Consider the following 12,608-nt stretch of genomic DNA (forward strand, 5'->3'; position numbering starts at 1 on the left):
GGGAAGGCCTGAAGATATATTGCGAAAAAAATTTTTTTAAAGTATATTTTAGCAGGAAGGTTAGTTGACCTTTACAAAAAAGTAAAAGAGGGATGCTGGGATGTCAAGGATACCGGATTATGTTGGAGTTTCTGCTTTTGGAATTAAAATGGGGGTTATTGTACCCGGAACTGATATTGTAGGCATGGTTTGTGAAGCTCTGGCCAGATGTAATGCAGACGGGCTTCTGGATGATGGGGATACTGCCTGCATTACTGAATCGGTAGTGGCTAGAGCGCAAAACAATTATGTAACTATACAGGACATTGCCGAAGATGTGAGGAAAAAGCTTAATTTAAAGGAAGACAGCCGTATTGGAGTGGTATTCCCAATATTGAGCCGCAACCGCTTTTCCCTTATTTTAAAGGGTATAGCTTCAGCGGTTCCTGAAGGGGAAGTAATTGTACAGCTTTCTTATCCCGCAGATGAGGTAGGAAATCAGATACTGCCGTATGATTTTGCGGAAAAGCTGGGAAAGGCTAATGGAGATATAATAACCCTGGACGAGATAGGGGAAGACAGATTTTTGCATCCCATAACCAATGTAGACTATATTGCTCTTTATGAAGGGGTAATAGAACAGACCGGTGCTAAAGCCAGGGTGTTTTTGTGCAATGATCCTTTAAGAATAATGGAATATAATCCGGATGGAGTTATTGTAGCCAATATCCATGCCCGTTATCGTACAGCCCAGAAATTTAAGGAAAATGGCTACAGCTGCATAACCCTGCAGGATATATGCAATGAAGGTAAAGCCTGGTCAGAATGGGGCCTTTTAGGCAGCAACCTTTCTTCCGGAGATAAGCTTAAGCTTGCTCCCCGGGAAGCGGATAAAGTGGCTGATGCGGTACAGGATTGGGTAAAGAAAGAACTGGGCAAACATATTGAAGTCATAGTTTATGGTGATGGTGCTTATAAAGATCCTTCCACCGGCATATATGAACTGGCAGATCCGCAGCCGGCTTTTGGCATGACCAGGGGACTCAGGGGAAGATACAGAGAAGGGCTTAAATACAAGTATCTGGTGGATAAAATGCTGGAAGAAGGGGTAGCCATGGAGAAAATTGAAGAAGAGCTTAATGCTATGAAGCGGGACAGCTATGAAAAAGATTGTTTCGAAACCGAAGGCACTACCCCCCGTAAGGTAGAGGATCTGATGGCCAGCCTCGCTGACCTGGTAAGCGGTTCAGCTGATGCTGGAACTCCTCTTATATTGATTAAAGGATTTTTAGGATAGTTATAGCTTAAATATATTAAAAACCAGGGACAGCCTGTTCCCTGGTTTTTTTGTTCCTGTTTTCTTCAAAATCCTTTATTTTCAGATGATTTTGGCAGGAAATAAAAAAATGCTGTCGAAAGATAATATGGTATCCTGCTTGGATAAAGGGGAATATAAAAGATGAAAGAATATATATTTTATACTTCACTTGTTTTTTTGCCTATTGCAGGGGTCATGTTTTATATTTTAAGAAGTTACCGCCTTTCCTTTTCTGCTATTTGGTCAATTCTTGTTTTGACTTTTATAATAATAATAACTTTTCCGGTCAGTGTCGCTAAAATAGGGACTATATTTTCGCTTGTGGTTTATCTTATTGTTCTGGGAGGCTTAGCTTTATACCTGCTGCAGTATGATGATTATTCTCTGGAAACAGGCACAGATATGTTAGAAAGATCAGAAGAATTTTCTCCAGTACGAGGGGAAAAAGGGCAGGAATTGTGGGTGCAAAAAACCTGGCCCGGTATGGATGATGGAGACAGTATGAATGCGAACAGGGAACCTGATGCGGAAAATATGCTGCATGTTAAAGAAGCGATTGCGGAAGAAAGCCTGCCGGAGCTGGAAGATAAGGGAGAGAGGAAAGCGGAAATCCTCCTGGTATCTGAAAAAGAAGCTGTTGATGAGAACAAAGATGTTTTGCCTTATGAGGCTGGCGGAGAGGATGAGGAGGCAGCAGGAGAGGAAAAAACCATCCAGGAATTAGAAATGGAATATAATGGTGAGAAAGCTGATGAGGGGTGTGAAGAAGCAGCAGCCTGTATGGAATCCATAGAAGAAAAGGCGGAAAGCAGGGAGGAAAATTCAGCAGTAATAGAAGATGAGGCGAAAGAGGCTGCTTGCGATAATAGGGATAAAGTTGAAGAAGAGGCGGAGGAAAGAAAAGTAGTAAGGCTTTTGGATTTGGCTTTTGCTGCCAGGATGAAAGATGATTTAGAAGGGGCTTTTGCTTATTTTAAGAAAGCTTGGGAGCTTACCCGGGATATTGATTTAAAATACATGCTGGCACTGGAGCTGGCAGAGATAAGTATAGTTTTAGGCTGGTATAGCCAGGGAGAAGAAATTATTGTAAAATGTATGAATGAATATATGCTTAATGAAATGATGCAAAGAGAGCTGGCCAGAAAGCTTGCCTTTATACAGCTGATAAGGCGGGAAATAAGACATTTAAAACTGGAGGAAGTACCTTTTGCCAGGTTGCCGAGGCTTTTAAAGATGAAAGTGGAAGATGAATTACGAAGGCTTTATCTATAAAGGAAGGGAGCAAGTGAGATGAAGAGAAGCCAGGAAATTATTGGTCTGCCTGTTTTTTCTATTATCGATGGTGCTAAGATTGGGCAGGTTAAAGATCTGGTAGTTAATCCTGAAGAAGGAAAGGTAGATTTTATTCTGGTTGCCAACAGCAGCTGGTATGCGGGAGCCAAGGTTTTACCATTTAGAAGTGTGGTGGGAATTGGCGAACATGCAGTTACTACCGAAAGCCAGGCTATGCTGCTTAATATTGATGAATCAGAAGAGGCCAAAAAACTCCTGGAACGCAATATTCAGATTAAGGGTACCCGGGTTTTGACAAATAAGGGAAACCTTATTGGAGTTATAAATGAGTTTGAAATCGACACCGAAACAGGTATTTTGTCCCGTTTGGAATATAAAACAGCCCAGGATGAAATGAAGACCGAGATTATTGAAGCGGAAGATGTTTTGACATACGGAAGCGAGGTAGTCGTAGTAAGGGAAAAGGGTTCCAGTTATATACCCCAGAGTGTACCGGGGACGGGAAAAGATATCCTGGAAAAGGATGCAGGATTAAGTGAAGGGGCTTTATTTTTTAAAGAGCGGCAGAAGGCTTTCCTCCTGGGCAAAAAGGTGATCCAGGATATAAAAGATGCCAGGGGTGAAATATTAATACCGGAGGGAACCATAGTAACAGAAGAAATAATAGCTTTAGCGGAGGCTAACCACAAGTTTGTAGAATTATCGCAGTGTGTAAAATAGTTTAACTCTTGTGCTGGGGAGAATCTGCAGCAATGAAGCCTGATATAAAGAAAATGGCGGTTATATTTTGCCTGCCAGTAGTAGCAGTGATGCTTAATTTATATATAGTGGACATGCTTTTATCCTGGCATGATCAGAGGTTTTATCCATCTAACCTGGTACTGGCTGGGGTTTCACTGGCAGGCATGTCGAGAGAAGAAGCTCTAGAGGCGTGGCCGGCTAGGGCGAGGGGAACCTGGGGAGACAGCCTTGTCTTAAAGGGGCCGGAAAAGGCTTTTACTATTCCTCTTGCTCAATGGGATATAAAATATGATACAGAAGCGAGTTTGCAAAAAGCAGATAGGCTTATAGGTAGGGAGAGAGAAAAAAAAGCTTTATACCATGTAATTATGCGCGGGGAAAAACAGGAGCTTACACCGGTTTTTAAATGGAATGAAAAAGAACTGCAGCTTAAGGTAGTGGCCTTGACCTTAAAAGAGATTAAGCCTAAAGAACCGGAAAATGCGGCACTGTACTGGGATGAAAAACAGGGTTTGAAGTGCAAAGCTGAAAAATATGGCTATAAGGCTGATCCGGTAGAAACTTATAAAAATCTGGCTTCTCAGCTGAAAGCAGGAATTATAGATGATATAGAAATAAAAACGGTCAAACTTGAGCCCCGGATAAAAAAGGAGCAGATAAAAGCGATAGATACTCTGTTAAATATTGAAGCTTTCAGGGGGGAAGCTGCTTATCCTTCCTGGTATGAAATGCTGGATGCTGTAAATGGCAGGGTAGTTATGCCAGGAGACAGCTGGCAGCTTTTAAAAGAAATCGATGACCTTAAAGTATCGAAATATGTGTTGAAAAGTGATAAAGAGATTCTTCTTAAAGGACTGCTTAAGGCCTGGCAGGGGGCAGGCCTTGCAGGTGATGGATATAATCTGGTCAATAATAGCAGGGGACCAGCTGGTATAACATTAAGCACAGAAGATGACAATATTATTGTGGTAAGGGTGTGGGGAACAGATAATTTGGGTAAAAAAAAAGTAATTTTACAGCAGGAAAAGAAAGTAGTTAAACCTCCTGTGACAGTAAAACTTGATGAAAAGCTTGCTCCCGGAGAAAAAAGAGTAAAGAACGGCATAAGTGGAGAAGTTACATATAATTATAAAGTCGTTTTTAACGAAGGGATAATGACAGAAAAGGTTTTGCTCTGGCAGGAAACCAAAAAAGCCAGGGCCACGGTTGTATATTATGGGAGAGGAACAGCAATAAATAAATAAGCTTGCTGGCTGGGGGAGATAAGGTGAGCATGGAGCTTTTGATTAATCAGATTTTCCTTTATCCGCGGCCTTTTATATTAACAGGTGCTGGAGTATCTACGGAAAGCGGCATCCCTGATTTCAGGGGGAGCGGAGGCTTATGGGAAAGAATTGATCCTATGGAGGTTTTTTCAGCCTGGGCTTTTAAACACCATCCCGAGAAGCTTTACAAGCACAGCAAGGAAGTTTTTGGCACCATTTTGGAAGCTCTGCCTAATGATGCGCACCAGGTCCTGGGCGAATGGCAGCAGAAGCGGATTATAGGGCCTATTGTTACCCAGAATATAGATAACCTGCACCAGAAGGGGGGAGCCTTCTGGGTATATGAGGTGCACGGACATATAAGAACTGCTACCTGCAGCCGGTGTCAAAAGACGGTGCAGGATATGGAGAAAATAATAAGCCAGCAGGAAAAAGGGGTTATGGTTCCCCGCTGCTCGGAATGCGGAGGGGTATTAAAGCCAGATGTAATACTTTTTGGGGATGCCATGCCGGCGGACTATATGTATGCGGTTAAAATGGCGGATCTTTTTAATGATTTTCCCCAGATAGCTATAGTAATAGGTTCCAGCCTGGCAGTTTCCCCTATTAACAGCTTTCCTCTCTCTTTCGAGGAATTTGCTATTATAAATAATTCGCCTACCATGCTTGACAATCAGGCTTATATAATAATAAACGGCATGGCCGGCAAAATAATGTCAGAAATGCACAGGATGCTCATCGATTTCAATGAGGGAAGCGAACTTAAGGTTTTGCCGGCAGGATTTATACCGGGAAGATTGATAAGTATAGTAGAAGATTTTTATAAAAGCATTCTGCGCGAACAAAAAACCCGCTTTAAACCTTCAGAAAGATGGGGGATTTTGCAGGGCGATATTGACCTTATCAAAAAGCTTTTCTCTTTTTATAAGAAGGAAGGAAGGCAGCAGAAGCTGGAATATTATTTGCTCGAGCATCTGGAGGAAAAGTTAAATCTGGTTGAGCAGGGATTACGTCAGGTACACCAGGGAGAAAAACTGGAAACAAAGCCTGCTGGGGAGAGCTATCTTGCCAGATCGCTTTATAAGCTTTTGAAGATTTATAATGAAGCAGTGTATCTTTATATGACCCAGCATAATGCTGATAATAAAGTTTTAGAGGAATTAATTCTGCAGTATTTCGGAACAGCAGGGCTTTATGGCAAGCTTCTGGAATTGGCCGGGATGGAGGAAAAAGAAGGTTTGGCTTCTGATATAGAAAGGATGGAAAAATTAGCTCGGGGCAAGGGGATTTTTATAAATAAGGAGAAGGCACTGGCAGATTTTTAAAGCATAAGGATAGAATTTTTTAAAGGAGGAACTTTTCATGGAAGATCTTGTAAAACAGGTTAAAATCGAAATGCTGCGCACTTTAATATGGCTGGTTGTTGCCTGTGGAGCAGGGGCTTTAGTTTATTACACTTTCCTGATTAAGTAAAAAGGATAAGGGGATAGGCTTTACAGCCTATCCCCTTTTTGTTTGGACTGACTTAGCATGTTTTCGATATTACTCCATATTAAACGAAAGTCTTCTCTGATTGCAGGTGAAAATTGTGCGGGAACAGTAAATGATTTGACTGCTTTTCTGAAAACAGGATCAAAAGGTAGTTCACCCAGAAGGGGAATATTGTTTTGAAGCGCGTAGGCTCTTATTTTTTCAACTTTAGACGGATTAAGGTCTCTTTTGTTTATGATAAAGCCGTATTTAGTCTTAAAATGCTGGCACAGCTCTACCGTTCTCATCATATCGTGCACTGCCGACACAGTCGGTTCTACAACGATAACGGCCAGATCCACGCCGCTTAAGGTTGCTATGGTAGGACATCCTATTCCTGGTGGGCCATCAATAACTATAAATTGAGCTTTTTGATTATAAGCTTCTTCCAGGGCTTTTTCTCTGAGCAGCGCTACTAGTTTACCTGAATTTTTTTCTCCTATATTTAATTCAGCGTGAAACAGAGTACCATATTTAGTTGCCGATTTAAAGTAAGTACCTGCCTGATTGGGAACCATTTCAACAGCAGTTACCGGGCAAACATGGGCACATACAGTACAGCCTTCGCAGTCTGCTTTTACTACCTGGTAATCGCTGTTTATTGCTTCAAAACGACAGAATTTTATACATTTGTTACATTGAATACATTTATCCTGATTTATAAAAGCTTTGGGAAGGCCGTAGAAGTTTCCTTCCTCCAGCTTTTCAGGCTTTAAGAGCAGATGCAGGTTCGGAGCCTCTACGTCGCAATCGCATATCACTGGTTGTGGAATAATACTGGCCAGTGAGGAACTGACTGTAGTTTTGCCGCTGCCTCCTTTGCCGCTTATAATAGCTATCTGTTTCATTTTTTTATCAGCTCCTTGATTTTAGGTATTATGGCTTGAAAAAGCCTTCGATATTCTGGATGCTGTTCAGCAAACAGCATTCCCCGGGCATAGGCAGCAGCTATAGAAGTGTCAAAAGGGATATGGGCTATCACTGGTATATCAAATTGTTCAGCCAGATTATCAATAAGATTATTTCCCTTTTCCCACTGGTTTATTATTATACCGGATGGGATGCCCATGTTTTTAACCAGTTTAATCATAAGAGATAAATCACTGGCTCCAAAAGGGGTAGGTTCAGCTACCAGCAGGCAAAAATCAGCTTCCTTTAAGGCTTCTATTACAGAACAGGAAGTTCCTGGAGGAGCATCTAATATGTGCAGCATATCCTTTCGGATTTGTTTTTTAACAGCAGCTATTACTTCCGGAGTGGATGTTTCACCAATATTCAAGGTTCCTTCATAGAACAATATCTGATTTTTCAGAGATGTGCCTGCTTTTATGACTCCTATTTCATAATCTACTTCTTTTATAGCTTTAAAAGGGCACACCAGCTTGCATAAGCCGCAGGCATGGCACAGATCTTCAAATACGAGAACATTCTGGGGGAGGACAGATAAAGCGTTGAAAACACAAGCCTCAGCACATTTGCCGCAAAAGGTACACTTTTCTTTATCTATAGAAGGGACTTTTTTTACTACCGAAATTTGTTCATAAAAATCAGGTTTCAGGAAAATGGCTGCATTAGGTTCCTCTACATCAAGATCCATAAATACTATTTTCTGATTGTAAGCTTCTGTCCAGGCAAGATTGGTAGCGACAGTAGTTTTGCCGGTACCGCCTTTACCGCTGGCTATTACTAACTGCAATTGTAGTTCACTTCCTTTGGCTGGATTGATTATATTTAATGATTACAGCTGTGACCTTCACCATGTTCATGTTTGCAGGATTCTCCAGAGGATGCCAGGCTTCCCTCCAGATAGGCTTTTATAACCTCATCGGCATTTCCAGATACCCCTATCAATACCTGTATGTCTTCTGCGGCAAAAAGGTCAATAGCTCTTTGTCCCATACCTCCAGCAATTACTACATTTACTCCTTGCTTTTTAAGGAAAGAAGGTAGAAAACCAGGTTGATGTTCGGGGTTCGATATCGTATTCTGGTTTACTATTTCTCCGTTCTCGATATCATAAAGAACGAAGTCTTCACAGTGTCCGAAATGTTGAGCTACCTTGCCACCAGTTCTGGCAACAGCAATGCGCATAGCGTTTTCCTCCTTTTTATTTGTTTGGCATTTCTAATACCGGTAAAGAATTGTTTTTAAAGAGAGCTAAAACTTCAGAGATATTTTTTTCCCCGGTAGTGTGATAAATTTTTATTCCTGCATTTTCCAGGACTTTAAATGCCTTGGGGCCGACTGTTTCAACAATCAGGGCATCTGGGGATATCTTAACTATGGTATTGGCAGCATTGATTCCGCTTCCTGATTCCTGAGCAGTGTTAGGAGTGAATTGAATTTGGCCTGTTTTGATATCTACCAGGGCGAAATATTTGCAGCGGCCGAACCGGCTGTCAACTTTGGCATCCTGTTTGTTGTCTTCTGCTGGTATAACTACTTTCATTATCTGACCTCCCTTGAACTTGTACCATTTATTATGAACATATGTTATTTATATTATACTATATGCATAAAGAGCATATGTCAATAAAAAATGAAAAATTCTGCTAATAATATATTTGACATAGTCATTAAATAAGTATATACTTAACCTTAGATACGGTATAGGGGTATATGAGAGGTGATTGGAGATATGGATGAAGTGAGACAAAAGCTGCTTACCCGCCTGAGAAAGATTGAAGGGCAGGTAAGGGGAGTGCAGAGGATGGTAGAAGAAGGCAGTGACTGCAGCGAGATATTGAATCAGATTGCTGCTATAAAATCGGCCTTAAGCAGTGTAGGTTTGCTTATTTTTGAAAACCATGCCTATGAATGTATTTATCGGGCTATAGAGGAGGAAAATAAAGAAGAAGGCTTGAAGGATGTAATAAAAGTTCTGGAAAAGCTTATGCGTAATGAAATATATGTTATAAAGGAGGAGATATGATGTCTGCTGTTTTGACCCTTGATGCTGGTAATTTTGAAAATGAGGTGCTTAAGGCGGACAGACCGGTTTTGGTAGATTTCTTTGCGGTCTGGTGCGGACCCTGCAAGATGCTGGGACCTATTGTGGATGCAGTTGCTGAAGAAAATGCTGGCAAAATAGTGGTTGGCAAGGTAAATGTAGATGAAAACCGGGATTTGGCTATAAGATATGGCATAAGGGGAGTACCTACCCTTATATTCTTCAAGGATGGCAGGGAAGTGAAAAGGGTGGTAGGGGTCCAGAATAAAGCCCAGCTGCAAAAGCTTATAGATGAGGTAGCAGGAAGTTAAATATTATAAAGCAGGTTAAGAAGAGCGCGTCTATCAGGAACGCGCTCTTTCTTCCATAAGTTTGGCGATTTTTGCTTCCTGGCCGCTTAAGGATGGCTGGTAGAAACGGTATCCTTTTAATTCATCAGGCAGATATTGCTGTTTTACATAGCCGCCGTAGTCGTGCGGGTATTTGTAGCCTTTTCCTTTCCCCAGAAGTTCTGCGGATTTGCTGTGTTCAGCAGAAGCAAGATGGGAGGGAATTTTTATTTTTTTACTTTCCCTTACGGCTCTAATTGCTTCATTTATAGCTAGATAGCTGCGGTTGCTTTTGGGAGCTGCAGCCAGATAAATGGTGGCTTCGGCTAAAGGGATTCTGGCTTCCGGCATGCCTACAAACTCTACTGCCTGAAAAGCAGCCACGGCGATTAAAAGGGCTTTGGGGTCAGCAAGACCTATGTCTTCCGCAGCATGGACTATAAGCCGGCGGGCAATAAATTTGGGGTCTTCTCCACCTTCCAGCATTACTGCCAGGTAAAACAGGGCAGCATCCGGATCAGAACCGCGGATGCTTTTTATAAAGGCAGAAATAGTATCGTAATGGCAGTCTCCTGCCTTGTCATATTTTATAAGGGGGATGCCGGTTATTTTTTCTATTATTTCTGCCGTTATGGTTTCCCCTGGTTTTAAATAGGAGTTAACGGCTGTTTCCAGGATATTTAATGCCATGCGACCGTCTCCCTTGGCAATCTGGGCGATAAGATTAAGGGCTTTATCCTCGATTTTAAGATTGAGCTCTCCTAATCCCTTTTTTTTATCTTCCAGGGCTCTTATAATAAGTTTGTGTATGTCTTCTTCCTTCAGGGGTTCCAGGACATACAGCTTAAGCCGGGAGATAAGGGCATTGTTAAGTTCATAAAGCGGGTTTTCGGTAGTAGCCCCTATGAGGATAAGGGTGCCGTCTTCCACGAAGGGCAGGAGTACATCCTGCTGGCTTTTGTTGAACCGGTGAATCTCATCGACAAAAAGGATAGTTTTTTGGCCATAATATTTATAGCGGTCCCTGGCATCCAGGGCAATTTTTCTTATGTCATTCACTCCGGCAGTTACTGCCTGCACTTTTTCAAAATGTGCCCTGGTCATGCGGGCAATGATGCTGGCAATAGTTGTTTTGCCAGTACCGGGAGGACCGTAGAGCACAAATGAATGCAGCTCATCTTTTTCGATAGCGTTTCTCAATATGGAGTTGGTGCCGAGCAGATGCTCCTGGCCTATTATTTCATCCAGTTTTTCCGGACGCATGCGGTAGGCCAGGGGAGAAGAAGGGTTGTACTCGGGCTGGCTGCAAGAAAAAAGGTCCATATTTTTCCCACCCTTTAATATGGTTATATTCTAAACTGGAAGTAATTATAAAATACTTCGCTTTAAATAGCCAGTTCAAGTTTATAGCAAGGAGAAGTGAAGATGAAAGTAGCAGTTTTGATGAGCGGTGGTGTTGACAGCACAGTTGCTGCCTGTTTGCTGAAGGAAAGAGGCTATGAAGTTAAAGGTCTTACCATGGTTAGCCTGGATGCTTCAGTGGGGGAAAAGGCGCAAAAGGCGGCCAGAGCTGTAGGTATAGAACACCAGGTTGTAGACATGAAAGATATTTTTAAGGAAAAGGTGATAGATTATTTCTGCCAGGCTTATGAAAAAGGGGAAACCCCCAATCCATGTGTTGAATGCAACAAATATATAAAGTTTGGGCGGCTTTTGGATATTGCGCTTGGCCTGGGGTGTGAAAAGGTGGCTACCGGTCATTATGCGCGGGTAGAATATGATGAAGAGAGGAAAAGGCATCTTTTGCGCAGGGGAAAAGATATAAACAAGGATCAGAGTTATTTTCTTTATGGACTGACCCAGAAGCAGCTTTCCCGCATCCTTTTCCCTTTGGGTGATTTTACCAAATCTGAGGTTCGAGAAATAGCACGGGGTTATGGATTAGAGGTGGCAGAAAGTAAGGAAAGCCAGGAGGTATGTTTTATTGAGGGAGATTACCGTGATTTTCTTAAGGGCAGGGTGACCTGCACGCCAGGTGAGTTTGTAGATTTAGGAGGAAAGGTAATTGGAAGGCATAAGGGCATACCTTTTTATACGATAGGACAGCGAAAAGGGCTGGGGCTTAGCATGGGAAAACCGGTATATGTATTAGATTTAGATCTGGAGAATAACCGTATTGTAGTAGATGAGGAAAAATATCTTTTCCGCAGGGTTTTGTATGCAGCAGAGCCTAATTTTATCATGTTTGATGAATTGCAAGATGAGATAAGGGTTTTGGCCAAGGTGCGCTATCGTTCTTCTTTGTCGTGGGCCACGGTTTCCCGGGAGGGAGAGAAAGTCAGGGTAGAGTTTGACGAACCACAGCGGGCGATTACTAAAGGACAGTCAGTAGTTTTCTATCAGGGGGAATATGTGGTAGGAGGCGGGATAATAGCTGAAGTTTTATAAAATAGTTAAGGATTTGCTGGTGAGGCGGTTTTTTGTTAAAAAAACCGCCTTTTTATTTTTGGTATACATTTTTTTATTAAAAAGCAAAATATATAAAGAAGGAAGGGAAAGAGGATGAAGGTTAAACATATATGCGGAATGCCTGTTTTGTACAGTAAAAATGTTAAAGTACTGGGCTATGTAGAAAAAGTAGCTATTGGGGATGATTATGAAATAGCTTATATTGTCTGGCAGAGTGAAAAAGGAAAATGTTATATGGTAAGAAAAGGAGATTTTACTCTGACGGAAAAAGCAGTCCTTATTGAGGATTTAAAAAGTATTAAATCTTATGTTAGTGGGGAAGAATTATCTATATATGAGAAAAAGGTAGGAGATAGGGTTTTTGATGAAAAAGGAGAGGAGCTGGGTATAGTAAGTGATTTTTTGATTTCTTTGGGTGATGGCAAGGTATGGGGTGTAGAAGTCTCGGCTGGGGTTTTGCCGGATATTCTAAAAGGCCGTTTTAAAATGCCGCTTGCCAGGATAAAGTGGCAGAATAAATCTAGTCTGGTAGTTAAGGAAGGGAGTAAAGATTAGTGGTAGTCAAGTGTCCGGTTTGTAAAGGCTTACAGGTGGGAAAAGTAGGAAGTGATCAATATTACTGCTGGAACTGCTTTCTGGAGTTTAATTACAATAAGGGAAGAGTCAACCTTTATCAGGTAGAAGAAGACGGGAGCCTTGTTTCTATAGACAGCAGCGAGCTTTTGTAAGGAGGG

Annotated in this window: 15 protein-coding genes; 10 read left to right on the top strand and 5 right to left on the bottom strand. The window is 41.7% G+C overall.

Features of this window, described 5'->3' with window-relative positions; translation table 11 throughout:
- The first annotated feature begins 100 nt into the window (after positions 1–100).
- From ACZ42E_RS02190 to ACZ42E_RS02210, 5 genes are all read left to right on the top strand, one after another.
- Positions 101–1,276 carry a coenzyme F420-0:L-glutamate ligase gene (locus ACZ42E_RS02190; protein WP_464892823.1) on the top strand — a complete coding sequence of 392 codons (1,176 nt, stop codon included), beginning with the start codon at positions 101–103 and terminating at the stop codon, positions 1,274–1,276.
- 162 nt (positions 1,277–1,438) lie between these two features.
- Positions 1,439–2,569, top strand: a complete 1,131-nt coding sequence (locus ACZ42E_RS02195) for a hypothetical protein (protein WP_464892824.1) — start codon at positions 1,439–1,441, stop codon at positions 2,567–2,569.
- Positions 2,570–2,587: 18 nt separating this feature from the next.
- Positions 2,588–3,310: a PRC-barrel domain-containing protein gene (locus ACZ42E_RS02200; protein ID WP_464892825.1), complete on the top strand. Its 723-nt coding sequence runs from the start codon at positions 2,588–2,590 to the stop codon at positions 3,308–3,310.
- A gap of 32 nt (positions 3,311–3,342) precedes the next feature.
- Positions 3,343–4,575, top strand: a complete 1,233-nt coding sequence (locus ACZ42E_RS02205; protein ID WP_464892826.1) for a peptidoglycan binding domain-containing protein — start codon at positions 3,343–3,345, stop codon at positions 4,573–4,575.
- A 29-nt stretch (positions 4,576–4,604) separates the two neighbouring features.
- Positions 4,605–5,921, top strand: a complete 1,317-nt coding sequence (locus ACZ42E_RS02210) for an SIR2 family NAD-dependent protein deacylase (RefSeq protein ID WP_464893460.1) — start codon at positions 4,605–4,607, stop codon at positions 5,919–5,921.
- Positions 5,922–6,089: 168 nt separating this feature from the next.
- On the opposite strand, the gene ACZ42E_RS02215 is transcribed toward ACZ42E_RS02210, so the two are convergent.
- Genes ACZ42E_RS02215 through ACZ42E_RS02230 form a run of 4 tightly spaced genes read right to left on the bottom strand, consistent with a single transcriptional unit; the run spans position 6,090 to position 8,575 of the window.
- Entirely contained in the window at positions 6,090–6,974 is an 885-nt protein-coding gene (locus ACZ42E_RS02215) for an ATP-binding protein (RefSeq protein WP_464892827.1), read from the bottom strand.
- On the bottom strand, positions 6,971–7,822 hold the full coding sequence (locus ACZ42E_RS02220; protein WP_464892828.1) for a nucleotide-binding protein: 852 nt from the start codon (positions 7,820–7,822) through the stop codon (positions 6,971–6,973). Before ACZ42E_RS02220 ends, ACZ42E_RS02215 begins: the two co-directional genes overlap by 4 nt.
- Before the next feature lie 35 nt (positions 7,823–7,857).
- Positions 7,858–8,217 carry a NifB/NifX family molybdenum-iron cluster-binding protein gene (locus ACZ42E_RS02225; protein WP_464892829.1) on the bottom strand — a complete coding sequence of 120 codons (360 nt, stop codon included), beginning with the start codon at positions 8,215–8,217 and terminating at the stop codon, positions 7,858–7,860.
- Between the two features lie 16 nt (positions 8,218–8,233).
- Positions 8,234–8,575, bottom strand: a complete 342-nt coding sequence (locus ACZ42E_RS02230) for a NifB/NifX family molybdenum-iron cluster-binding protein (RefSeq protein ID WP_464892830.1) — start codon at positions 8,573–8,575, stop codon at positions 8,234–8,236.
- Positions 8,576–8,752: 177 nt separating this feature from the next.
- Between ACZ42E_RS02230 and ACZ42E_RS02235 the strand changes: the two genes are divergently transcribed.
- Both ACZ42E_RS02235 and trxA read left to right on the top strand, forming a co-directional pair.
- Complete coding sequence (locus ACZ42E_RS02235; protein WP_464892831.1) at positions 8,753–9,058, top strand: metal-sensitive transcriptional regulator; 306 nt, start codon at positions 8,753–8,755, stop codon at positions 9,056–9,058.
- Complete coding sequence (gene trxA / locus ACZ42E_RS02240; protein WP_464892832.1) at positions 9,055–9,387, top strand: thioredoxin; 333 nt, start codon at positions 9,055–9,057, stop codon at positions 9,385–9,387. Before ACZ42E_RS02235 ends, trxA begins: the two co-directional genes overlap by 4 nt.
- A 33-nt stretch (positions 9,388–9,420) precedes the next feature.
- On the opposite strand, the gene ACZ42E_RS02245 is transcribed toward trxA, so the two are convergent.
- Positions 9,421–10,728 carry a replication-associated recombination protein A gene (locus ACZ42E_RS02245; protein WP_464892833.1) on the bottom strand — a complete coding sequence of 436 codons (1,308 nt, stop codon included), beginning with the start codon at positions 10,726–10,728 and terminating at the stop codon, positions 9,421–9,423.
- A 102-nt stretch (positions 10,729–10,830) separates the two neighbouring features.
- On the opposite strand from ACZ42E_RS02245, the gene mnmA reads away from it, so the two are divergent.
- The 3 genes from mnmA (at position 10,831) to ACZ42E_RS02260 (ending at position 12,602) form a co-directional block, all read left to right on the top strand.
- Complete coding sequence (gene mnmA / locus ACZ42E_RS02250; protein WP_464892834.1) at positions 10,831–11,853, top strand: tRNA 2-thiouridine(34) synthase MnmA; 1,023 nt, start codon at positions 10,831–10,833, stop codon at positions 11,851–11,853.
- A 114-nt stretch (positions 11,854–11,967) separates the two neighbouring features.
- Positions 11,968–12,429, top strand: coding sequence for a PRC-barrel domain-containing protein (locus ACZ42E_RS02255; protein ID WP_464892835.1), 462 nt, complete (start codon positions 11,968–11,970; stop codon positions 12,427–12,429).
- Entirely contained in the window at positions 12,429–12,602 is a 174-nt protein-coding gene (locus tag ACZ42E_RS02260) for a hypothetical protein (RefSeq protein WP_464892836.1), read from the top strand. The genes ACZ42E_RS02255 and ACZ42E_RS02260 overlap by 1 nt, the downstream gene beginning before the upstream one ends.
- Positions 12,603–12,608 lie beyond the last annotated feature (6 nt).

This window comes from Thermosyntropha tengcongensis (genome assembly GCF_055381335.1).